24 protein-coding genes are annotated in these 21,934 nt (G+C 68.1%); 16 read left to right on the top strand and 8 right to left on the bottom strand.

All coding sequences use genetic code 11. The features are described 5' to 3' along the window. The first annotated feature begins 58 nt into the window (after positions 1 to 58). Positions 59 to 448: a hypothetical protein gene (locus tag O9Y01_RS08170; RefSeq protein WP_269631040.1), complete on the top strand. Its 390-nt coding sequence runs from the start codon at positions 59 to 61 to the stop codon at positions 446 to 448. After that, the gene (locus O9Y01_RS08165; protein WP_269631038.1) at positions 445 to 810 is read left to right on the top strand and encodes a hypothetical protein; all 366 of its coding nucleotides are present in this window, start codon (positions 445 to 447) and stop codon (positions 808 to 810) included. Before O9Y01_RS08170 ends, O9Y01_RS08165 begins: the two co-directional genes overlap by 4 nt. Here O9Y01_RS08165 and O9Y01_RS08160 read toward each other — a convergent pair. From O9Y01_RS08160 to O9Y01_RS08150, 3 genes are read right to left on the bottom strand one after another with little or no spacing between them, the layout of a single operon-like run. Further along, a complete protein-coding gene (locus tag O9Y01_RS08160) occupies positions 791 to 1,276 on the bottom strand; it encodes an SRPBCC family protein (RefSeq protein ID WP_269631037.1) in 486 nt (161 codons plus the stop codon). The two genes, O9Y01_RS08165 and O9Y01_RS08160, sit on opposite strands and share 20 nt — an antisense overlap. Continuing rightward, positions 1,273 to 2,313: an NAD-dependent epimerase/dehydratase family protein gene (locus O9Y01_RS08155; protein ID WP_269631036.1), complete on the bottom strand. Its 1,041-nt coding sequence runs from the start codon at positions 2,311 to 2,313 to the stop codon at positions 1,273 to 1,275. The genes O9Y01_RS08160 and O9Y01_RS08155 overlap by 4 nt, the downstream gene beginning before the upstream one ends. Further along, positions 2,310 to 4,415 (bottom strand): hypothetical protein, encoded by a 2,106-nt coding sequence (locus O9Y01_RS08150; RefSeq protein ID WP_269631035.1) that lies wholly within the window; start codon positions 4,413 to 4,415, stop codon positions 2,310 to 2,312. Before O9Y01_RS08150 ends, O9Y01_RS08155 begins: the two co-directional genes overlap by 4 nt. 37 nt (positions 4,416 to 4,452) lie before the next feature. Here O9Y01_RS08150 and O9Y01_RS08145 point away from each other — a divergent pair, with 37 nt between their 5' ends. Beyond that, positions 4,453 to 5,661 (top strand): hypothetical protein, encoded by a 1,209-nt coding sequence (locus tag O9Y01_RS08145; RefSeq protein WP_269631034.1) that lies wholly within the window; start codon positions 4,453 to 4,455, stop codon positions 5,659 to 5,661. 83 nt (positions 5,662 to 5,744) lie between these two features. On the opposite strand, the gene O9Y01_RS08140 is transcribed toward O9Y01_RS08145, so the two are convergent. Beyond that, complete coding sequence (locus O9Y01_RS08140; protein ID WP_269631033.1) at positions 5,745 to 5,960, bottom strand: putative motility protein; 216 nt, start codon at positions 5,958 to 5,960, stop codon at positions 5,745 to 5,747. Positions 5,961 to 6,069: 109 nt separating this feature from the next. Continuing rightward, positions 6,070 to 6,474 carry a rhodanese-like domain-containing protein gene (locus O9Y01_RS08135; RefSeq protein WP_269631032.1) on the bottom strand — a complete coding sequence of 135 codons (405 nt, stop codon included), beginning with the start codon at positions 6,472 to 6,474 and terminating at the stop codon, positions 6,070 to 6,072. Between the two features lie 95 nt (positions 6,475 to 6,569). Between O9Y01_RS08135 and ftrA the strand changes: the two genes are divergently transcribed. The 4 genes from ftrA to O9Y01_RS08115 all read left to right on the top strand — a co-directional run bounded on the left by ftrA (position 6,570) and on the right by O9Y01_RS08115 (position 9,919). Continuing rightward, positions 6,570 to 7,592, top strand: a complete 1,023-nt coding sequence (gene ftrA, locus O9Y01_RS08130) for a transcriptional regulator FtrA (RefSeq protein WP_442952736.1) — start codon at positions 6,570 to 6,572, stop codon at positions 7,590 to 7,592. A gap of 174 nt (positions 7,593 to 7,766) precedes the next feature. Beyond that, complete coding sequence (locus O9Y01_RS08125; protein ID WP_269631031.1) at positions 7,767 to 8,120, top strand: GntR family transcriptional regulator; 354 nt, start codon at positions 7,767 to 7,769, stop codon at positions 8,118 to 8,120. Beyond that, positions 8,117 to 9,007 (top strand): ABC transporter ATP-binding protein, encoded by an 891-nt coding sequence (locus O9Y01_RS08120; protein WP_269631030.1) that lies wholly within the window; start codon positions 8,117 to 8,119, stop codon positions 9,005 to 9,007. Before O9Y01_RS08125 ends, O9Y01_RS08120 begins: the two co-directional genes overlap by 4 nt. 12 nt (positions 9,008 to 9,019) lie before the next feature. Continuing rightward, complete coding sequence (locus O9Y01_RS08115; RefSeq protein ID WP_269631029.1) at positions 9,020 to 9,919, top strand: hypothetical protein; 900 nt, start codon at positions 9,020 to 9,022, stop codon at positions 9,917 to 9,919. Between the two features lie 69 nt (positions 9,920 to 9,988). Here O9Y01_RS08115 and O9Y01_RS08110 read toward each other — a convergent pair whose 3' ends face one another. Together O9Y01_RS08110 and corA are read right to left on the bottom strand one after the other, a co-directional pair. Continuing rightward, entirely contained in the window at positions 9,989 to 10,867 is an 879-nt protein-coding gene (locus tag O9Y01_RS08110; RefSeq protein ID WP_269631028.1) for a ferritin-like domain-containing protein, read from the bottom strand. Positions 10,868 to 11,784: 917 nt separating this feature from the next. Next, on the bottom strand, positions 11,785 to 12,759 hold the full coding sequence (corA, locus tag O9Y01_RS08105) for a magnesium/cobalt transporter CorA (protein ID WP_269631027.1): 975 nt from the start codon (positions 12,757 to 12,759) through the stop codon (positions 11,785 to 11,787). 630 nt (positions 12,760 to 13,389) lie between these two features. On the opposite strand from corA, the gene hpf reads away from it, so the two are divergent. The 3 genes from hpf (at position 13,390) to hprK (ending at position 15,418) form a co-directional block, all read left to right on the top strand. Beyond that, positions 13,390 to 13,731, top strand: a complete 342-nt coding sequence (gene hpf, locus O9Y01_RS08100; RefSeq protein ID WP_269631026.1) for a ribosome hibernation-promoting factor, HPF/YfiA family — start codon at positions 13,390 to 13,392, stop codon at positions 13,729 to 13,731. A 240-nt stretch (positions 13,732 to 13,971) separates the two neighbouring features. After that, positions 13,972 to 14,442, top strand: coding sequence for a PTS sugar transporter subunit IIA (locus tag O9Y01_RS08095; RefSeq protein WP_183103497.1), 471 nt, complete (start codon positions 13,972 to 13,974; stop codon positions 14,440 to 14,442). Positions 14,443 to 14,455: 13 nt separating this feature from the next. Further along, positions 14,456 to 15,418, top strand: coding sequence for an HPr(Ser) kinase/phosphatase (gene hprK / locus O9Y01_RS08090; protein WP_269631025.1), 963 nt, complete (start codon positions 14,456 to 14,458; stop codon positions 15,416 to 15,418). Between the two features lie 247 nt (positions 15,419 to 15,665). Here the strand turns inward: hprK and fur are convergent, their stop codons facing one another. Further along, on the bottom strand, positions 15,666 to 16,091 hold the full coding sequence (gene fur / locus O9Y01_RS08085; protein ID WP_269631024.1) for a ferric iron uptake transcriptional regulator: 426 nt from the start codon (positions 16,089 to 16,091) through the stop codon (positions 15,666 to 15,668). A 103-nt stretch (positions 16,092 to 16,194) separates the two neighbouring features. Here fur and O9Y01_RS08080 point away from each other — a divergent pair, with 103 nt between their 5' ends. The 6 genes from O9Y01_RS08080 (at position 16,195) to O9Y01_RS08055 (ending at position 21,932) form a co-directional block, all read left to right on the top strand. After that, positions 16,195 to 16,776, top strand: a complete 582-nt coding sequence (locus O9Y01_RS08080; protein ID WP_269631023.1) for an outer membrane protein assembly factor BamE — start codon at positions 16,195 to 16,197, stop codon at positions 16,774 to 16,776. Next, on the top strand, positions 16,773 to 17,588 hold the full coding sequence (gene dapB / locus O9Y01_RS08075) for a 4-hydroxy-tetrahydrodipicolinate reductase (protein WP_269631022.1): 816 nt from the start codon (positions 16,773 to 16,775) through the stop codon (positions 17,586 to 17,588). The genes O9Y01_RS08080 and dapB overlap by 4 nt, the downstream gene beginning before the upstream one ends. Positions 17,589 to 17,593: 5 nt before the next feature. Further along, positions 17,594 to 18,244 (top strand): MotA/TolQ/ExbB proton channel family protein, encoded by a 651-nt coding sequence (locus O9Y01_RS08070; RefSeq protein ID WP_269631021.1) that lies wholly within the window; start codon positions 17,594 to 17,596, stop codon positions 18,242 to 18,244. 64 nt (positions 18,245 to 18,308) lie between these two features. Next, complete coding sequence (locus O9Y01_RS08065) at positions 18,309 to 18,737, top strand: ExbD/TolR family protein (protein ID WP_269631020.1); 429 nt, start codon at positions 18,309 to 18,311, stop codon at positions 18,735 to 18,737. A gap of 37 nt (positions 18,738 to 18,774) precedes the next feature. Continuing rightward, positions 18,775 to 21,429, top strand: a complete 2,655-nt coding sequence (gene leuS / locus O9Y01_RS08060; protein ID WP_269631019.1) for a leucine--tRNA ligase — start codon at positions 18,775 to 18,777, stop codon at positions 21,427 to 21,429. A 5-nt stretch (positions 21,430 to 21,434) separates the two neighbouring features. Beyond that, positions 21,435 to 21,932, top strand: a complete 498-nt coding sequence (locus O9Y01_RS08055) for an LPS-assembly lipoprotein LptE (protein WP_269631018.1) — start codon at positions 21,435 to 21,437, stop codon at positions 21,930 to 21,932. The last annotated feature ends 2 nt before the right edge of the window (positions 21,933 to 21,934 follow it).

Raw genomic sequence — 21,934 nt, 5'->3', positions numbered from 1 at the left:
TTGCTGCGCGACGGCGGCAATCCTATAGTCGCAGCATCTATCTGCCTAGGAGCGCAGCATGGCCACGCGTCCCCCGTCCATCGATCTGCAGAAGGTACTGAGCGGTGCCGCGCGGCTGGAGGTCAAGCTGCTCAATGCGGGCGTGGAGGCCCTGCAGGTCTACATCAACCAGGCCGCCCGGTTCTCGTCGCTAGCCGCCGAGACCTTGCAGGAAGTGCAGGACAACAAGGCCACGCTCTCCGCCACGGCCCGCAAGCTGAGTGACTTCGGCCGCCAGAGCACGCAGGCCTATGCCGACCTGGCTCAGCGCCTGAGCGCCAGCTACTACGACGAGTTCGACCGCCTGGCCCACAGCCGCGAGAAGGCCGCATCGCCCCCTGCTGCGGCGTCCGGCCCTGCGCCCGCAGCGCATCGCCCACGCACCAGGCGCGCTGCGGCCAAGGCGTGAACGACCGCGCCAGCGACCGTGCCCACTACCGTGCCAGCGAGCGCCGCGTGCTCGCGCACGCCCCGCGCAGCAATGGCGAGCGCCCCGTCACACGGCGCGAGGCCGCCGCACTGAAGGCCAGCGGGCGCTACCGCGCCAGCGCCGGCGCCCCTGCCAGCGCCGAGCATTGGCGCCGCCGTCTGCCCGATGGCAGCTGCCTGCACCTGGTGCTGGAGGAGCGCCGCTGCCGCCTGCACCATGACGCCTTCGACCCGGACGCCAGCCTCCTCTCCATGGGCCTGCACATGACGCACGAAGCCCGCGCCGAGGCGGCCGCCATGGCCGCGCTGGCCTGGTCGGTCGTCAGCCTGCTGGCGAACTGAGCCGCGCGGCCGCGGCTTCGAGCAGGGTCCGCCAGTGGCGTGCCACGAGCTCGCCGAAGATGCGCCGCAGGCCCTCACCCATGTGCGGGAATTCGAGCTCCATCTCGATGCGAGTGCCGCGTCCGCCGGCGGCCGGCGAGAAGCGCAGCGTCCCTTCGCAGCGGCCCGGCACCTGCACCGCCCGCGAGGCCGCGTGGAAGCGGATCACGGAGCCGCCGGCCGGCTGGCGCAGTGTCAATGTCCATTCGAGCAGCCCCGGATCGAGGTGTGGCTGCAGCAGCACCGGCACCTCGACCCGCGCCCGCCATTGCTGCACGACCTGGCGCTCGCCGCCGGGCAGGAGCTCGTCGCGCACCAGCTCCGCAGCCTGCACATGCGGCAGGACGGGCGCGAGCTCGCAGCTGCGCTCCAGGAGCCCCTGCTGCAGCGGGCCCGCGGGCTGCATCAGCACCATCATCAGCTTCATGAGGCGGCCCGCACTTCGGGCAGCAGGCGCAGCCGCGCGGTGACGGCATCGGAGACATGGCCGCGCGCCAGCACCCAGGCCAGGGCCTCGGCCAGGGCCTTACGGGCCGGCCGCGGCCGCCAGCCCAGGGCAGCCAGGCGCTCATGGCGGTACCAGTAGAAGCGGCAGGCCATGCGTGCTTCGTCCCGCGTGACCTGGGGGGCGCGGCCGGCCAGCCGGGCGGCGGCCTCCATGCCGGCGGCGGCGAGGTAGGCGGCCGTGTGGTTCAGCGTCAGTGTGGGCCCGAAGGTGCCGGTCAGCTCGGACACGAGGGCATGCAGCGCCTCCCAGCGCAGGTTCTCGCTCCCGGCAACGTAGCGCCTGCCCGCCTCGCCCCGCAGGGCCGCGACGAGGTGGGCCTGCCCGATGTCTGGCGCAGCCACCACATTGCAGCCGCCGAGGAAGGTGCAGCGCAGGGGGTCGTTGAGGTAGTTGACGAGATTGGCGTTGCTGGGCCCCAGGCGGTGGTCGTGCGCGCCGATGACCAGGGTCGGGTTGACCGTCAGCACCTCCAGGCCCAGGCGGACGCCCGCCTCGAAGGCCGCCTCCTCCTGCCGCAGCTTGGACTGCACATAGGCCGAGGGCTCGCGCTCGTCGAAGACAGCGTCCTCGTCCAGCACCAGAGGCACGGTGCTGGAGCCCAGCGTCACCGAAGACGAGGTCACCACCACCCGCCCCACGCCAGCGCGCTGCGCCGCCAGGAGCACGTGGCGCGTGCCGCGCACGGCCAGGTCGGCCTGCGCCTCGGCCGCCATGCCGGTGTAGGCAAACACGGCGGCGGCATGAAACACCCAGTCGCAGCCCGTGGCGGCGCGCTGCACGGAGTCGACGTCCAGCACATCCCCCTCGAAGACCTGGACCGCCAAGCCGGCCAGCGCCCGGCGGTCGCTGCCCTCGCGCACCAGGACGCGCACGGGATGCCCCTCCTCGAGCAGGGCCCGCACGATGTGGTTGCCCACGATGCCGGTCGCCCCGGTGACGAGCGCGGGGGCCTTCATCCGCGCGCCAGCTGGTCGAGGTCGCGGTGCACCGCGTCGGCCAGCCCCTGAAGGAAGTCCGGCGCGTCACGCGCCAGTGCGGCCATGCCCGCCACGAAGGCCGCATCGCGCTCCTGCGGGTCATTGGCCGCAGGCTGCGGGCTGAAGTGGCGGAAGCCCTGCGCATCCGTCGCCTGGGTCTGTGGACCGGTCGGCGGCGCCGTGGTGCCGGCACCGGTGCCCATCAGCCAGGCCACGGCATCACCCAGGTTCCCGAGCTCGCCGGGCTCGCCCCCGCCCCGCCGGCCGCGCAGCAGTTCGGCCACCGCGGCGGCGGCGGTGGCCAGTAGACGGGGCAGCGCGCGCCGAGGGCTGTCGGCTGCGGCGTCGTGGCCGATGCGAAAGTCGCGCCCCTCGTAGGCTGCCTGCAGGTTCGCCACCGTGCCTTCGAAGAAGCTCGTATAGGCCCCTTCGATGATGGGATCGCGCAGAGCGGGCGCGAGGTTGATGTCGAAGAGCTTGAACGCCAGTGGCAGTGCGAAGTGCTGCCGCCCTGCCACGCGCACCCTCACCTGGCCCTCGGGTGTCCGGGTGAACTCCACGCAGCCGTCGTCGGCCACGGCGCTGCCATTGGGGCTGGCCACCGTGCGCCAGTAGATGCTCTGCCGCCCCGGCGCGCGCCGGATGCACTGCAGCTTCTCGACGTCGATCACCTCACCGCCGAACAGCACCATCCAGTTGGGCTGCTGCAGGTACAGGTTGCGCTCGGCCTGGTGCGTGACGCGGCCGCGACCATCGCGCCGCACGGCCACGGTGGCGCCGCCGATGTAGTCGTTCATGTACTGGATGCCGCGGGCGATGTCGACCCGCCGCACCCACTGCTCGTAGCGTACCGGCACCACGTGCTCGTTGCCGAAGACGATGGCACCGTCCACATGGCGCCAGCGCAGACCATTGCGGGCGGGCGGCAGATGGGCCAGCAGGGCCTCGTAGGGGGCCATGGCATCGGGCACGGCTTCATAGTCCGCGGCTGAATAGGCCGCGGGGTCGATCAGCAACGGCGCCTCGCGCCGGCGCAGGCGGTCCTTGGAGAACAGGGTGTGCTGTGCCGTCACCAGGCCGCCCAGGCGCGCCAGCAGCAGGTTCAGCGTCACCACGGTCCAGAAGGCGCGCGGGTTGTCGTCCACCCGGGACACCAGGGGCGCGAGCAGCGCGTTGAGCCGATCGCTGTAGAAGTCGCGCAGGGCAAAGCGCTCGCGGTCCACAGCCTGGAACCAGGCCGGAGCCAGTGCGCCGACGCCCTCCGCCGCCTGGCGCTGGCGTGCCGAGCGCGCCATCAGTGGATGGACGTTGCGCCACAACGGATAGGGCGCCAGGCTGCCTTCAACACGGTGCGGCGGCAGCCCGAAGGCATGCAGGGCCGCGGCATTGACGGCCGAGGCGTAGGGGTCCAGCCCCATGCGCGCGGCGCCCGCCCAGTCGGCCAGCAGGGCGCTGGGGCTGGCGATCAGGGTGTGTGTCGCCAGCGGACGCGGCGCGCGCTGGCCGGCACCGCCGTGGGCGCTGGTGACGGCGTCGATCAGGCACCAGTGCGGCGGGGCTTCGCGCAGCACCTGCAGGGCATCTTCCACAAGACCGCGGCGCGGCGCGGCCAGGCCGGCCAGGTTGTGGACCGCGAGCGCGAAGTGATGCTCCTCATGCGTGCGGTTCTTGGCGAAGGCGATGCGCAGGCCCGCGGCCCGCCAGCGCTCGCCGCCCGCGGCGCCAAACACCTCGTAGGGGCGCCCCTGGGGCGTGCTGAAGCGCCAGCCTGTCAACTCGGGCACGAGCAGGGGGTCGCGGTTGTGCAGCCAGCTGTCGTCTTCATGGCGTGCATCGGCCACGGCCACGTCAGTGAAACCGTGCTCATGCAGGCGATCGATCAGGTGCTCCACCAGCAGGGCCTCAGTGCCGGCATGCGGCGCCTGCTCGCAGGCGTCGAGGTCGGGCTTGATCACCACAGGGCCGCGCAGGCCCGCCAGGCTGTCCCAGAAGCCGCAGAGGGCCAGCAGCTCATCCAGCAGCGTCGGGCCTGATGCGCCGGCGCGCTGATGGACCCACACGGTGTGGGCAGGGTCAATCATGCCGGGGCGGCGTGCCATGGAATGATAATAACGCGGCATGAGAGCCTACCCCTACCGATTCCATGTCGCGCTGGATGGCAATGGCCTCAACGGCCTGGAGGGCTTGGCGGGCGTGTGCCAGTTCCTCTTCGACCCCGCCGACAACGCCTATGCCTGGAAGATCACCTACTTCGACGGCATCGCCGGCGGACATGCGATCAGCCTCAACCCGGGAGGCTCGCTGGGCTTCCTGGGCAACACGGGCCAGCATCTGCTGATCTACGACGGCACGGACTCCCGCGAGCTGGCTCGCCAGAGCACGCTCAGCTACGAGAGCACCGACACCTCGCTGCGCGGCAGCACCCATGCCATATGGCTGAGCGAGCATGAGTTCATCACCGCGATCGGCGATCACTTCTACCGCTTCGACGCACGCCGCCTCGCCGAGGGCGTGAAGCTCGGGCCCCACGGTGTGAAGCTGCCGCACGCGCTGAAGCGCAGCGCCTCCGGCCGCTACCTGGTGTACGGCTCCATGGACCATCCCAGGCTGGGCGAGGCCCGCGAGGTCGGCATCTACGACCTGCAGACCGGCGAGGCCCGCCGCGTGGAGCTGCCTGCCACTTGCTGGCATGTGGCGGCGGATCCCGCGCGGGACCTCTTCTATGCGCTGAGCTTCCGCGTGCTGCCGCAGGAGGGGCGTGACTGGCACGAATGGGCGATGGCCTTCCTCAAGGAATACGCCTTCGAGATCGACGCCGCCAGCGGCCGGGTGCTCCGCCACTGGGCCGCGGGGCGCGAGGTACCGGCCCACATCAACAGCGACGTGGTGCTGTCCGACGGCGAGCTGATCTTCTGCAATGGCGCCAGCCAGAGCATCGTCATGATCGAGCGCGAGCGCCTGGCGGGCTGGCGCATGATCGACGAGCGCCCTGACCTGGCGACGGTACTCGGCCAGCGCAAGGCCGTCGGCACCCAGATTGCCGATGCCCTCAGCCGCGGCAATGTGCTGAACGAGACGCGGCATTTCCTGTCCGCACTGCGCATCTCGCGCTGGGCGGTGCTGGACTCCGTCTATGCCTGCCAGCTCTGCGCGGACCAAAGCCTGCTGTTCACCGCCAATCGCGGGCTCAACCACATCACGGTTTACGACTATCCCGCCAACACCCTGCGCCTGCGTGTGGCCATGCCAGCGCTGCAGGAGTTCGTGCCGGTGTCACCGGGCGGGGATCCTCGGCTGGGGTTCCATCATGGGGCCCTGGTGGGCTGAGCCGCGTTCAGGTGCCCTTCAGAGGGCTTGCCGTGCCGCCGGTCGAAGCACTTGTCAGGCCGCCGAAGGGCGCAAAAGCCCGTTCAGGCGTAGGTGTTGAGATGTCGCCCCAGATGGCCTTCGGTGGCCAGGGCAGGCGCCTGCGGCAAGGCGGCGAGCAAGGCCGCGGCGCCGGCTTCCTGGGCGTCCAGGGCCTTTCGCAGCACCAGCAGGCCGGCGCTGTGACCCACCGTGCCTGGAGTGCCGCTGGAGACATTGCTGACCGCGGCGTCGACGCTGGGAGCGCTGTTGATGTCCATGGGGGCTCTATCGGCAAGTCCGGCGCGAACTTGAGGACGAATTTCGGGCGATCACGGCACGCCCGTCACCAGCGTCACCTCGACGGCCGGCGACAGGCAGGCCAGGCGATCAATCCGGAGTCTCGCCGGTCGCCAGCGCGAAGCCTTCGTCGATCCAGCCGGTGAGGCCACCCGCCATGATCTTGACGGGACGCCCGAGCCTGGCCAGCCGCAGGGCGCCGCGCGCGGCGCCATTGCAGTGCGGGCCCGCACAGTACGTCACGAACAGGGTGTTCGCCGGCCATTGCGCCAGCTTGCCCTGAACGAGCTTGCCGTGGGGCAGGTTGAGGGCGCCAGGCACGTGCCCCTTGGCATACATCGCGGGCGATCGCACATCGAGCAGCACGAAATCGGCGCCGGCCTGCAGGCCTTCATGCACGTCCCAGCAGTCGGTCTCGAACGTGAATTCCGCGGCGAAATGGGCTTCGGCCAGGGCGGAGGGCGCGGCAGGAACTGCGGTGACTTCGGTGGGCATGTCTTGCTCCGTTGTGAAGGAGTCGCCATCGTGTCCAAGGCGGTGCGGTGCCACAATTGGCGCAAAAGACACTTATCGTCAATTTCTCGCCAGCCATGCACGCCTCGCACGAATCAGCCTCCGGCGAGTTGACCGGCCCTTTGGTGGTGGCCCTGGCCCACGACGGCCTTTGCACCTTCGAGTTCGCCATCGTTGCCGAGGTGTTCGGGTTGCCCAGGCCGGAAATGGGGCGAAGCTGGTACCGGTACGCGACCGCGGCCGTGGAGCCCGGGCCCCTGCGTGCCCATGGTGGCCTGACCTTCACGGCATCGGGAGGCATCGAGCTGCTGGATCAGGCCGACCTGATCGTGGCCGCAGGCTGGAAGGGGGCCGGCGTCCCGGTGCCTGCCGAGCTGGCCGCGCGGCTGCGCAGCGCCTGGGAGCGTGGCGCTCGCCTTGCCTCCATCTGCTCCGGGGCGTTCGTCCTCGCCGCGACGGACCTGCTCAATGGCCGCCGGGCCGCCACCCACTGGCGCTATGCTGACCAGCTGGCCGCGTGCCACCCCGAGATTGACGTCGATGCCGACGTGCTCTATGTCGAGGAGGACCGGATCTACACCTCGGCAGGCAGCGCCGCGGGCATCGACCTCATGCTGCACATCATTCGCCAGGACCACGGCGCCGAGGCCGCGAACTCCGTCGCCCGCCGGCTGGTCATGCCACCGCACCGCAGCGGCGGGCAGGCGCAGTTCATCGAGCGGGCGGTCCCGGCGGATCGAGGCCACCGGCTGACCGAGGCCCTCGACCGGATCCGGTCCGAGCTCAGCGCCGACTGGACGGTGGACCGGATGGCCGCGTTGGTGGCCATGAGCCCCCGCACGTTCCTGAGGCGCTTCGTCGAAGCCACCGCCCTGAGCCCGGGGCAATGGCTGATCGAGCAGCGCGTCGTGCAGGCCCAGCGCTTGCTGGAGCGCACGGCGCTGTCCGTGGAGCAAGTGGCGGCCGAGGTGGGATTTGGCAGCGTTCAGGGGTTGCGGCACCACTTCCGCGAGCGCCTGACCCTCTCGCCCCGTGACTACAGAAAAGCCTTCGCATCCGGCGCCAGACCAGCGCCAGACCAGCGCCCGAGGCCTCCGTGAGGCGCGCGGGTTCTTGATCGGGAGGTCGGCAGAGCGCGGCACTGGCACCGCCCCACCCCATGCAGTTCATCCCGCTCCCACTGCAGTCTGTCGCCCCCCGCTAGGTCCCCCCTGCCCGCATTGTTATGGTGTGCTACATCAGCAACACACCGCAGGCTCCTGGCCTGAAGCGACATGCAAAGCTGGAACGACAACGCGCCGATCTACCAGCAGCTGGCCGACCGACTGGCCAGTCAGCTGCTGGATGGCAATCCACCCGAGGGCGAGGCCCTGCCCTCGGTCCGCCTGCTGGCCACCCAATACCTGATCAACCCGCTGACGGTCAGCCGCGCGCTGCAGTCGCTGGCCGACAACGGCCTGGTTGAAAGCCGCCGAGGCCTGGGCATGTATGTGCGGCCCGGCGCCCGCCAGCGCCTGCTGGAAAGCGAGCGGAAGCAGTTCCTGAGCAAGGAATGGCCGCTGCTGCGAGAAAAGCTCAAGCGCCTGGGGCTCAGCGCCCAGGATCTGCAATGGGAGGACCTGCAATGAACGCCAACAACAACACCGAAGCCCTGGTCAGCGCCCGTGACTTCACGCTGCGCTACGGCCGCAAGGTCGCCTGCGACCACCTCAGCTTCCAGATCCCCAAGGGCCGCGTGGTGGGCCTGCTGGGCCACAACGGCGCAGGCAAGACCTCGCTGATGAAGGCGATGGTGGGCCTGCAGGGCGGAGAAGGCGAGCTTCGCGTGCTCGGCCTGGATCCGCGCAGCCAGCGCACCGAGCTGCTCAAGGGCCTGTCCTACATCCCCGATGTGGCCGTGCTGCCCCGCTGGGCCCGCGTGCACGAGCTGATCACGCTGATGAGCGGTCTGCAGCCGCAGTTCTCGTCCGAGCGGGCCCGCGCCCTGCTCAAGCGCACCAGCGTCAGCCTCAATGACAAGGTCAAGGCCTTGTCCAAGGGCATGGTGACGCAGCTGCACCTGGCGCTGGTGGCCGCGATCGACACCCGGCTCATGATTCTCGATGAGCCCACCCTGGGCCTGGATGTGATCTCCCGCAAGAGCTTCTACGAGATGCTCATCGACGAATGGTGCGATGGCGAGCGCACGGTGGTCATCTCCACCCACCAGGTCGAGGAGATCGAGAGCCTGCTGTCCGACGTGATGATGCTGGACGAGGGCAAGCTGGTGCTCAACATCAGCCTGGAAGAGATGGACTCCCGCTTCGTGGCCCTGGCCCACGACCCGGCTGCCGCCGACACCGTGGCCCGCGCCCACCCGTTGCTGCGCTACCGCCAGCAAGGCCGCTCGGCGGCCCTGTTCGACGGCGAGCCGCCGGCAGACGTCCAGGCCCTGGGCCAGCGATTCCGCCCCAGCCTGGTCGACCTCTTCGTCGCCCTGACCCGCAAGCCTGAACTGCAGCCCCGCGAGGCCTGAAGGAGACCGACCATGAATGCACAACGATTCCTGACCCTCATGCAGCGCGAGTGGATGCAGCACCGCCTCGGCTGGCTGCTGGTGATGCTGGTGCCGCCCGCACTGATCCTGCTGCTGATGCCTCTCCAGGGCCCGATCGTCGACGGCGACGCCCAAGTCCCGCCGCCGGTGGCCGTGGCCGCCGTGGCCATGCTGGGCAGCATGGCGGGCGTGTTCGCCCTGAGCTGGATCGTGTCGATGTTCCAGCTGCCGGGCCTGTCCCGCCGCGATCAGCAGGACCGCTCCGTCGAGTTCTGGCTGTCCCTGCCGGCCACGCATGTCGAGAGCATCGGCGCCACCGTGCTGACGCACGCGCTGCTCGTGCCCATGGCAGCCATGGCCGTCGGCCTGGTCTGCGGGCCCGTGATGGCCGCAGCAGCCCTGCTCAAGATCCACGGCTTTGCCGGCTTCGGCCAGGTGCCCTGGGGCAGCCTGATGAGCATCGTCGTCCTGGGCTGGCTGCGCCTGAGCATCGGCCTGCTGCTGATGACGCTGTGGCTGGCGCCCATGTTCATGGCCCTGATGGCGGCGGCGGCCTGGCTCAAGCGCTGGGGGGTGCCCGTGCTGATTGGCGGCACCGTGATCATCGCCAACGTGCTGGACAAGGTCTATCACAACCGCATCGTGGCCGAACTGCTGAAGGCCCAGTTCGAAGGAGCCGGCAAGGCTCTGTTCAATGCCAGCATGACCCTGGAAGGCCGGGGCGCCGCCCAGCAGCTGGAGCACGAGAGTTTCGCCAGCCTGCTGCAGCTGGTGCTGCATGACCTGGGCGCGGCCTTCGCCCAGCTGGTTTCGCCGCACTTCGTCGGCGGCCTGGCCCTGGCCGGCCTGTGCTTCTACCTGCTGGTGCTCAAGCGCCGCCAGGCTAGCTGAGCCCTCGCGAGCCTCCAGTAAAAAGCCCGCCGATTGGCGGGCTTTGTCTTTGCGGAATCGACGGTGCGATCAGGCCGCGGGGCTGGGCTCGGCGCCGCTGGCAGCACCGCCGGCTGCGGTCACCTTGGCACTGACTTCCTTGCGGAAGCGGTTCAGCTCCTGCACGCTGGCGAAGCTGCGCTCCATCAGCAGGCTCATGTTGTGCAGGATGCGATCCACCACCTTGTTCTCCCAGACGGCATCGAACTGGATCTGCTTGTCCAGCCACTTCTCCAGCCATTCCGGATCCGGCAGGCGGCTCTGGATGGTGTCGCGGGGGAAGAGCTTGGCGTTGACGTGCAGATTGGTCGGGTGCAGGGCCTGGGCCGTGCGGCGGGCGCTGGCCATCAGCACGCCCACCTTGGCGAAGGCAGCACGGGCTTCGTCACCGAACTTCTGCATGGCGCGCTTCATGTAGCGCAGGTAGGCGCCGCCATGGCGGGCTTCGTCGCGGGCCAGGGTCTCGTAGATGGCCTTGATCACCGGCTCGGTGTGCCATTCGGCGGCACGGCGGTACCAGTGGTTCAGGCGGATCTCGCCGCAGAAGTGCAGCATCAGCGTCTCGAGGGCGGGCGCCGGATCGAAGTCGAAACGGATCTCATGCAATTCCTGCTCACTGGGCACCAGGTCCGGGCGGAAGCGGCGCAGGTATTCCATCAGCACCAGGGAGTGCTTCTGCTCCTCGAAGAACCAGACGCTCATGAAGGCGGAGAAGTCGCTGTCGTCGCGGTTGTCACGCAGGAACATCTCGGTGGCCGGCAAAGCCGCCCACTCGGTGATCGCATTCATCTTGATGGTCTGGGCCTGGTCTTCGGTGAGCAGGCTGGCATCGAACGTGTCCCAGGGGATGTCGGTGTCCATGTTCCAGCGCACGGCTTCCAGTTGCTTGAAGAGTTCGGGGTAGAGCATGGTCCGTCCTATGGTTTAGGGGCGGCATTCTAAACGGGGCGGGCGCCAAGGAGCTTTCGCCCCCGGACAAGGCCCCGCAAGTGGGTGAGCCTCGGCAACGGGGTCGGCGCAGCCGGGCAGGGCCGGCCGCGCCGGTCAGCCCCGCAGCAGTTCAACAGCAAAGGCTTGCAGCCATGTGACAGCCACCCTGCCACGCAGCTGCCAGACGGCCTCGGGCGCAAAAACCGTGACCGCGCCGGTTACGCCGGGAGCGTCGCATTTCCGCATGACACAGAAACGCGGGACATCTCCAGCGGCCGTCATTCCGTGAAAACCCCGCCCTTGAAGCTTGGTGTAAGCCCGAAGGCCCACACTTTCGCTCAAGAACTCGTTCTTGTACCCGGCACCTGGGACAGAAGTAGCAAAACTTCCGGCCCCCAGGCCCAACAATCCGCGCTGTAGCGCCAATTCATTTGCAGAATTGCGCAAAGGTTTGAAAAGTACGGCTGGCGTGCTTACACAGCGAAACCACAAACGAGTAAAGTAGCCACAAGCTTTCGGTCGCAAGATCTCCCCAGTGTTGGGGCTGAAATCCCGGGACTCTTCTCCTCCTCCTCCCTCCCTCCCTCGTTGGTCCCGGGGCATCTTGCGGCTTCTTTTATGTCCAGGGCTCCCGCTGTTGCGGGAGCCCTTTTTCTTGGCCGCTGCCTGACGTAAAGCTACAGCGGCGGGCAGCCTTCCAGCGCCGCGGGCAGCCGCGACCGCTTCGCGGCCCGCGATTGCCGCCATTCCCAAAGACGAATCCTGAACGGCTGCAGCAGAGGCCGGGTGGTACCGCGGGCGCAACGGCGCCCGACCCTCAGCCCGCAGTGCTCCTCACGGAACGGCGGCGGCCTGCATGCCGGCGCGTTGATCCTGCCGCCACTGGCGCAGCGTCTTCAGCGCAGCCAGCCCTTGCGGCGGAAGTAGATGAAGGGCGCGGCCACCGAGGCCACCATCAGGGCGATGGCGAAGGGGTAGCCCCATTCCGCATCGAGTTCCGGCATGTGCTTGAAATTCATGCCGTAGATGCTGGCGATCAGGGTCGGCGGCAGCAGGGCCACGCTGGCCACGGAGAAGATCTTGATGATCTTGTTCTGGTTGATGTTGATGAAGCCGACCGTGGCGTCCATCAGGAAGTTGATCTTGTCGAACAGGAAGGCCGTGTGGGAGTCCAGCGAGTCGATGTCCCGCAGGATCTGGCGCGACTCCTCGAACTGCTCGGCATTGAGCATGCGGCTGCGCATCATGAAGCTGACGGCACGGCGGGTGTCCATCACATTGCGGCGGATGCGCCCGTTCAAGTCTTCCTCGCGGGCGATGGCGGCCAGCACCTCGCCGGCCTCGGCATCGTTGACGTCGCTCTTCAGCACGCGGGCGCTGATGCGCTCCAGCTTGTCGTAGATGCCTTCCAGCACGTCGGCGGAGTACTCGGCATCCGCGTCATAGAGCTTCAGCAGCACGTCCTTGGCGTCCTCGATGAGTGCCGGGATGCGGCGGGCCCGCAGTCGCAGCAGGCGAAAGACCGGCAGGTCCTCGTTGTGCACGGAGAAGAGCACGTTCTGGTGCAGGATGAAGGCCACCCGCACATTGCGGGCCGACTCGTCGTCCTCGATGAGGAAGTCGGAGCGGATGTGCAGCTCGCCGTTGTCTTCCTCGTAGAAGCGGGCGGATTCCTCAAGGTCGTCGTCGACGATGTCCTCGGGAATGATCAGCCCGAAGCGCTCTCGTATCCAGCCCTTTTCCTCGGATGTGGGGTTCTCCAGGTCCACCCAGACGGGGCGGGCCATGGCCAGATCGGCGGCGGATTCGATTTCGTCCTGGAACAGCCCACCCTTGAGGCGGCCGTTGTCCAGCGTGAAGACATTGAGCATGAGGGCTCCAGCGCATGCGTCCGGCCGGCTGCGGGGCGCGGCAGGATCAGTCTGTGGGCGATGGACGAGCGTGCAGGGCAGGCCAAGTCCGGGGAAGGGGGTGAAGGCGACCCGTCTCACTCCGGACACCGGCCGCAACGCAGGGCCTGCTCAAGGGGCCGCGTGCTCCGGGACGCTGGAGTGGACGGTCACCGAGGGTGATCGCTGTCCAAGAAAGGCTCCAGTGGTGGGGACGGCGCATTATCGCGTCCCGTCGTCAGGCGCATCAAGCATTTCTATGGCGGCGCCGCCGACGATATCAGCGGGCTTGCCCTGAGGCCGCGCCTGCGCGCTGCGCGGGCCGATCGCGCATTCCATCACGGCTTTGCGCTGAAGCAAAAGAGCAGCCCTGCAAGCCACTAGAAGGCGCTTTAAAACGCTTGTCACAGTCATGCTTCGGGAGCAAACTGGCTCACAGCAAGAACGACTCCTCCACTCCGCTACTCACCGCCGCACACCTTTCCAAGACGCCTCAACCTCCCCCTCAAGACCTCTGTATCCCTGAAGAAGGGCGGCCGCCGCCACGGCGTCCCCCAAGTGTTCTCAAGCATCAATGCTTTCTCGCGACCAAGCCCTGTGAAAGGAGGCTTTATGAACCTGACTATCAGCGGCCACCATCTTGAAGTGACCCCAGCGCTGCGCGAATACGTGCTGACCAAGCTGGACCGGGTGACCCGCCACTTTGACCAGGTTGTTGACATCAACGTCCTGCTCACGGTGGAGAAGCAGAAGGAGAAGGAGCGCAGGCAAAAGGCCGAAGTCACTGTCCATGTGAAGGGACGTGACATCTTTGTCGAGCAAGCTCACGAAGATCTCTATGCCGCCATTGACCAGCTGATGGACAAGCTGGATCGTCAGGTCTGCCGCCACAAGGACAAGCTCCAGGACCACCACCACCAGGCCGTCAAGCGCATGGACATGCCGGCCTCCTGAGTCCTGACGTCAATCCGTCCTGTACGCAAGGCGCCCATCCGGGCGCCTTTTTGCTGCCCCGCCCGTGGCGCGGCAGCGTTGCCGAAGCGCCTCAATATCACGCTATCGCACCCATTTGGAGGGCTCTTCGCCCGGGCAGGACGCCCAGGGTCAAGGAGCTTTCTATAATCGGTTTTCCAACCCTAGTGACCAAGCGTCCCGCCCAAGGCCGACCCGGCCGTAATCGGCGCTGTGACCTCGATGAACCGTCTCGCCGCCATCCTGCCTGCCAGCAATGTGCTGGTGAATGTGGACGCCTCCAGCAAGAAACGAGTTTTCGAACAGGCAGGCCTGCTGTTCGAGAACAACCATTCCATCGCGCGCGCCCTGGTCACGGACAATCTCTTTGCCCGGGAACGCCTGGGCTCGACCGGCTTGGGCCATGGCGTGGCCATCCCCCACGGCCGCATCAAGGGCCTGAAGAATCCGCTGGCTGCGGTGCTGCGCGTGCAGCAGGCCATCGGCTTCGACGCTCCGGATGACGAACCCGTCTCCCTGCTGATCTTCCTGCTGGTGCCCGAAGCCGCCACCCAGCGCCACCTGGAAATCCTCTCCGAGATCGCCGAGATGCTCTCGGACCGCGAACTGCGCGAGCGCCTCAAGACCGAGGCCGAGGCGGCGACGCTGCACAAGCTGATCGCCGACTGGGAACCGCTGAAGTCGGTCGCCTGAGGCCGATGACGGGATGAAGCCCACCTCGATCAGCGCCGACCGCCTCTTTGAAGAACTCCGCGAGGCCCTGCGCTGGGCCTGGATCGCCGGACACGCCCACCCCGAGCGCCGTTTCGACGACACGGCCGTGCGGGACGCCCAGTCCGCCGCCGACCTGGTCGGCTACCTGAACTACATCCACCCCTACCGCGTGCAGCTGGTGGGACGCCGCGAGGTGGCCTACCTCAGCGAGGCCTCGGGCGAAGTGCTGGACCGCCGCATCGCTCGCATCGTGACCCTGGAGCCGCCGGTGATCATCGTCGCCGACGACCAGAACCCGCCGGACCGCCTGGTGGCCATGTGCGACCGTGCCGAGATCCCGCTCTTCGTCACCTCCGAGTCCGCCGGCCACACCATCGATGTGGTGCGCTCCTACCTGGCCCTGCTGTGCGCCAACCGGACCACCCGTCATGGCGTCTTCATGGACATCCTGGGCCTGGGCGTGCTGCTGACCGGCGAATCCGGACTGGGCAAGAGCGAGCTGGGCCTGGAACTGATCTCCCGCGGCCACGGCCTGGTGGCCGACGACGCGGTGGACTTCTTCCGTATCTCCCAGACCGCCATCGAAGGCCGCTGCCCTGAACTGCTGATGAACCTGCTGGAGGTCCGCGGCATCGGCCTGCTGGACATCAAGGCCATCTTTGGCGAGACCGCCGTGCGCCGCAAGATGCGGCTCAAGCTCATCGTGCACCTGGTCCGCAAGGAAACCATGGAGCGCGACTTCGAGCGCCTGCCCTACGAGCCCCTGTACGAGGACGTGCTGGGCATGCCCGTGCGCAAGGTGGTGATTGCCGTGGACGCCGGCCGCAACCTGGCCGTGCTGGTGGAAGCCGCGGTGCGCAACACCATCCTGCAGCTGCGCGGCATCGACACCTACCGTGAGTTCGTCGAGCGCCACCAGCGCGCCATCGAAAAAGGCCTGCAGGACGACGCCTGAGGCCTTGCCACGCCGAGCTCACCCCTCGCCCCACAAGCCCACAGCCCAGGAATCAACGGGGAGCAGCGCGTCCCCGAACGCGCGGCACCCGAGGATCCGGCCTTGCCGGGCCTGCGGGTGTGCTCCTTGGGGGCCAGCCCAGCCGGCAGGGGGGGATTTCACCCAGCGACACCCGAGGATCCGGCTCCGCCGGGCCTACGGGTGTGCCCCCTTGAGGAGGCAGGCGCAGCCGGTAGGGGGTGGGCCATCACCGCCTGTTGGAACAGTCCTTCTTGATGCAGTTCGCATACAGCGACAGCGAATGCTCCTGCAGCTCGAAGCCTCGGTCCAGGGCGATCTTGTGCTGGCGCGATTCGATCTCGGGGTCGAAGAACTCCTCGACCTTGCCGCAGGTCAGGCAGACCAGGTGGTCATGGTGGTGGCCCTCGTTGAGCTCGAACACCGCCTTGCCGGACTCGAAATGATTGCGCGAGAGCAGGCCGGCCTGCTCGAACTGGGTCAGCACCCGGTAGACCGTGGCCAGACCGATGTCGGCGTCCTCCACGAGCAGGGCCTTGTAGACGTCCTCGGCCGTCATGTGGCGCTGCGTCGTCTTCTGGAAGATCTCGAGGATCTTGATGCGCGGCAGCGTGGCCTTGAGGCCGCTGTTCTTGATTTCGTCGGTGCGGTTCATGGTCTTGCTGGCAATCAGCGTGCGTTCAGCAGGCTCCAGGCCTGCCGCTAGAATGGGTCGATCATAGCCAGCTTGGGCCGCCGACTTCTAAGCCCCTAGTGACATGCGACTCATTTCTCCTGACGCCAGCCCCCGCGGCTGGCCGCTGACCGGCGCGCTGGCGCTGGCGCTGCTGACCCTGGGCGGCTGCAGCCAGATGCCCAAGCTGAGCGAGCTGACCTCCGCCACCGGCGACAAGGTGCTGGGCCTGGTGCGCCCCTACCGCGTCGAGGTGGTGCAAGGCAACGTGCTGACCAAGGAGCTGCTGGCCAGCGTCAAGCCCGGCATGCCGCGCGCGCAGGTCCAGGATCTGCTGGGCTCGCCCATGCTGACCGACGTCTTCCACGAGGACCGCTGGGACTACATCTTCACCATCCGTCGCCAGGGCACCGAGCCCCAGCGCCGCCATGTGGTGGTCTGGTTCGAGGGCGACACCCTCAAGAGTGTGGACGCCCCGAACGACATCCCCACGGAGCGCGAATTCGTCGCCTCCATCAATACGCTGAAGCTCAAGGGCGATGCCCCCAAGCTGGCGCTCAGCGAGAACGAGCGCAAGGCCCTGCCGGCCCCGGCCAAGCAGGCGCCGGCCGTGCTGGAGCCCATGGGCCCGGTGCGCAGCTATCCGCCGCTGGAGCCCCGCTCATGACCGTGCGCATCGCCATTGCCGGCGCCTCCGGACGCATGGGGCGCATGCTGATCGAAGCCGTGCTGCAGTCCCCCGACTGCCAGCTCAGCGGCGCCCTGGACCGCCCCGGCAGCCTACTGCTGGGCCAGGATGCCGGCGGCTTCCTGGGCCGCGAAAGCGGCGTGCGCGTCACGGACGACCTGCGCGCCGGCCTGCAGGGCGCCCAGGTGCTGATCGACTTCACCCGCCCCGAAGGCACGCTGGCCCACCTGGCCCTGTGCGAGGAGCTGGGCGTCGCCATGGTGATCGGCACCACCGGCTTCGAACCCGAGCAGAAGGCCCGCATCGCCGCCGGCGCCCAGAAGATCGGCATCATGATGGCGCCCAATATGAGCGTGGGCGTCAACGTCGTGCTCAAGCTCCTGGACATGGCCGCCCGCGCCCTCAACGAGGGCTATGACATCGAGATCGTCGAGGCCCACCACCGCCACAAGGTCGACGCCCCCAGCGGCACCGCCCTGAAGATGGGCGAGGTGGTGGCCCAGGCCCTGGGCCGGGACCTCAAGAGCTGCGCCGTCTACGGCCGCGAAGGCGTGACCGGCGAGCGCGACCCCTCCACCATCGGCTTCGCCACGGTGCGCGGTGGCGACATCATCGGTGACCACACCGTGCTCTTTGCCGGCACGGGCGAACGCATCGAGATCTCGCACAAGTCCTCCAGCCGGGCCACCTATGCCCAGGGCAGCCTGCGAGCCGCACGCTTCCTGGCACGCAGCGGCCCCGGCCTCTACGACATGGACGACGTGCTCGGCCTGAGCGCGAAGCGCGCCTGAGCACCATGGGCGGCTTCCTCCAGTTCTGGACGCAGAGTGATGGCGTGGGCCGCCTGGTGGCCCTGCTACTGCTGGCCATGTCGGTGAGCGCCTGGGTGCTGATCTTCTGGAAAGGCTGGCAGCTGCGCCGCGCCCGGCTGGATCTGGCCCAGGGCATGTCGGCGTTCTGGAACTCGGCCTCGCTGGCTGACGGCCACAGCACGGTGTCACGGCTGGACCGCGAGGGCGTGCTGGTCCCCCTGCTGCAAGCGGCCACCGAGACGCCCGCGGCCCAGACTCTGGCAGCCCAGGGACACAAGGAGTCCCAGCTGACCCGCCAGCTGCGCGACGCCCTGCACCGCGTCGTGCAACGGCTGCAGTACGGCCAGGTGCTGCTGGCCTCGGTGGGCAGCACAGCGCCCTTCGTGGGCCTGTTCGGCACCGTCTGGGGCATCTATCACGCGCTGCAGAGCATCTCCGCCGCGGGCAACCTGACCATCGACCGAGTCGCCGGCCCGGTGGGCGAAGCCCTGATCATGACCGCCGCCGGCCTGGCCGTGGCCATCCCCGCGGTCCTGGCCTACAACGTCTTCGGCAAGCTGATTGGCGCCTGTGAGGCCGAGCTGGAAGGCTTTGCGCACGACCTGCGCGAGTTCCTGGACAGCGCCGCATCATGAGCATCCGCCGCAGGCCGAGCGCCGGGCCGCGCCCCTGCCGGCCTGCTGCCAACCGGGGGTCGGCATGAGCTTCGGCCGCCTCGAACGCCGCGAATCGCCCAGGCCCATGGGCGAGATCAACATGACGCCGCTGATCGACGTCATGCTGGTGCTGCTGGTCATCTTCATGATCACGGCGCCGCTGATGAGCTCTTCGCTGCGCCTGGACCTGCCCAAGAGCGAGGCAGCCACGCCTTCGGACACGCCGCAGTTCATCAGCGTGGCGATGGACCCGGCCGGCGAGCTCTACCTCGGCGAGGAGCGTCTCACGCCCGCCGAGTTCAAGCAGCGCATCCGGCAGCTGGGCCAGGCCCGCCCCGAGATGGAGGTGCAGCTGCGCGCAGACCAGACCGTGCCCTACGGCCGCGTGGCCGAGCTGATCGGCTGGATCCAGGACGGCGGCCTGCACCGCATTGCCTTCGTCGCCCAAGCACCGAGCAGCGACAAGCCCTGAAGCGGCCGCGCCACACCCTGCGCCTACAATTTGGCGCATGAACGACAAGTACGCCCCCAACGAGATCGAAGCCGCCGCGCGGCAGTACTGGAACGAACGCGACGCTTACCGCGTGCTAGAGGACGAGAACAAGCCGAAGTTCTACGCCTGCTCCATGCTGCCCTACCCCAGCGGCAAGCTGCACATGGGCCATGTGCGCAACTACACGATCAACGACATGCTCACGCGTCAGCTGCGCATGAAGGGCTACAACGTGCTGATGCCCATGGGCTGGGACGCCTTCGGCCTGCCGGCCGAGAACGCCGCCATGAAGGGCAAGGTGCCGCCGGCGCAGTGGACGTACTCCAACATCGCCTACATGAAGTCGCAGATGCAGGCCATGGGCCTGGCGATCGACTGGTCGCGTGAGATCGCCACCTGCCAGCCCGAGTACTACAAGTGGAACCAGTGGCTGTTCCTGAAGATGCTGGAGAAGGGCATCGCCGAGCGCCGCACCCAGGTCGTCAACTGGGACCCGGTGGACCAGACCGTGCTGGCCAATGAGCAGGTGATCGACGGCCGCGGCTGGCGCTCCGGTGCCCTGGTCGAGAAGCGCGAGATCCCCGGCTACTACCTCAAGATCACCGACTACGCCGAAGAGCTGCTGGCCGCGGTGGCCAACCCCGAGGACAAGAACTACCTGTCCGGCTGGCCCGAGCGCGTGCGCCTGATGCAGGAGAACTGGATCGGCAAGAGCCAGGGCGTGCGCTTCGCCTTCCCGCATGAGATCAAGGACGCCAGCGGCGCCCTGATCCAGGACGGCAAGCTCTACGTCTTCACCACCCGCGCCGACACCATCATGGGCGTGACCTTCTGCGCCGTCGCGCCAGAGCACCCCCTGGCCGCGCACGCCGCTGCCACGAACCCGGCACTGGCGGCCTTCATCGAGGAATGCAAGCAGGGCGGCACGACCGAGGCCGAGCTCGCGACGCAGGAGAAGAAGGGCATGCCCACGGGCCTCGTGGTCACGCATCCGCTGACCGGCGCGCAGGTGCCGGTGTGGATCGGCAACTACGTGCTGATGAGCTACGGCGACGGCGCCGTGATGGGCGTGCCCGCGCATGACGAGCGCGACTTCGCCTTCGCCAACAAGTACGGCATCGAGATCAAGCAGGTCGTGGCCGTCGAGGGCCAGACCTTCTCGACCACCACCTGGGCCGACTGGTTCGGCGACAAGTCGCAGGGCGTGTGCATCAACTCCGGCGTGCTGGATGGCCTGACGCACAAGCAGGCCGTGGACAAGGTCGCCGAACTCGTCGGCGCCAAGGGCCTGGGCGAGAAGAAGACCACCTGGCGCCTGCGCGACTGGGGCGTGAGCCGCCAGCGCTACTGGGGCACGCCCATCCCCATCATCCACTGCGACGAGCACGGCGCGGTGCCGGTGCCCGAGAAGGACCTGCCGGTGGTGCTGCCCGAGGAGTGCATCCCCGATGGCAGCGGCAACCCGCTGAACAAGCACAGCGCCTTCCTGAACGTGCCCTGCCCGGTCTGCGGCAAGCCCGCCAAGCGCGAGACCGACACCATGGACACCTTCGTGGACTCGTCCTGGTACTTCATGCGCTACTGCGACGCGCAGAACAAGGACGCCATGGTCGGCGACGGCACGGCCTACTGGATGCGCCAGGGCGCCGCGATGGACCAGTACATCGGCGGCATCGAGCACGCCATCCTGCACCTGCTGTACGCGCGCTTCTGGACCAAGGTCATGCGCGACCTGGGCCTGGTCAAGATCGACGAGCCCTTCAGCAAGCTGCTGACGCAGGGCATGGTGCTCAACCACATCTACTCGCGCCGCACCGACAAGGGCGGCATCGAGTACTTCTGGCCGCATGAGGTCGAGAACGTCTTCGACGAGAAGAGCGGCAAGATCATCGGTGCCAAGCTCAAGAGCGATGGCTCGGCCATCGACTACGAGGGCGTGGGCACCATGTCCAAGTCCAAGAACAACGGCGTGGACCCGCAGGAGCTGATCAACCAGTACGGCGCCGACACCGCCCGCCTCTTCGTGATGTTCGCCAGCCCGCCCGAGCAGACGCTGGAGTGGAACGACGCCGGCGTGGAGGGCGCGCACCGCTTCCTGAAGCGCCTCTGGGGCTTCGCCGCCAAGAACGCCGACGTGGTGAAGACCGCCGACAGTGACTTCGCTGCGCTGAGCGCCGAGGGCAAGGCCCTGCGCCACGAGGTGCACGACGTGCTCGATCAGGTCACCCGCGACTACGAGCGCATGCATTACAACACCGTGGTCTCCGGGGCCATGAAGCTGCTGAAGGCGCTGGAGGCCTTCAAGGACGTGGCAGGCCAGGCCGCCGCCGTGCGCGAGGGCCTCTCGGTGCTGCTGCGCGTGATCTACCCGGCCTGCCCGCACATCGCCCACACCCTGTGGCAGGAGCTGGGCTTCGCGGCCCAGCTGGGCGACCTGCTGGACGCGCCCTGGCCCATGGTCGACAAGGGCGCCCTGGTGCAGGACGAGATCGAGCTGATGCTGCAGGTCAACGGCAAGCTGCGCGGCTCGCTGAAGGTGCCCGCAGGCGCCGACAAGGCCGCCATCGAGGCCGCCGCCCTGGCCCACGAGAAGTTCGCCGAGTTCAGCGGCGGCCAGCCTCCCAAGAAGGTCGTGGTCGTGCCCGGCCGTCTGGTCAACGTGGTGGTCTGAGCGCCATGAGTCGCCTCTCGCGCCGCGGGCTGCTCGCGCTGCCCGTGCTGACCGGCCTGGCCGCCTGCGGCTTCGAGCTGCGCCGTGATCCGGAGTTCGCCTTCCAGTCCCTGGCCCTGGCGGGCTTCGCGCCCGAATCGCCGCTGGCCGAGGAACTGCGCCGGCAGCTGCGGCAGTCGCCGCTGCAGCTGGTGCAGGACCCGTCCAAGGCGCAGGTCGTGCTGGAAGCGCTGCGGGACAACCGCGAGCGCTCGGTCGTGGTGTCCACCAGCGCCGGCCAGGTGCGGGAGTGGCAGCTCAAGCTGCAGCTGGACTACCTGGTGCGCACGCCCGGCGGCGAGCCGCTGCTGCCCATCACCGAGCTGCGCATGAGCCGCGAAATGAGCTACCTCGAATCCCAGGCCCTGGCCAAGGAGCAGGAGGAAGCCCAGCTCTATCGCGCCATGCAGTACGACGCCGCCGCGCAGGTGATGCGCCGTCTGGGCAGCGTGCGCCTGCGCTGAAG

Origin of the sequence: Pelomonas sp. BJYL3 (genome assembly GCF_027257975.1) — a bacterium.
Lineage (GTDB): Bacteria > Pseudomonadota > Gammaproteobacteria > Burkholderiales > Burkholderiaceae_C > Roseateles_B > Roseateles_B flavus.
Note: the sequence above shows the minus strand (reverse complement) of the source record. Positions and strands in the feature narration are given on the sequence as shown.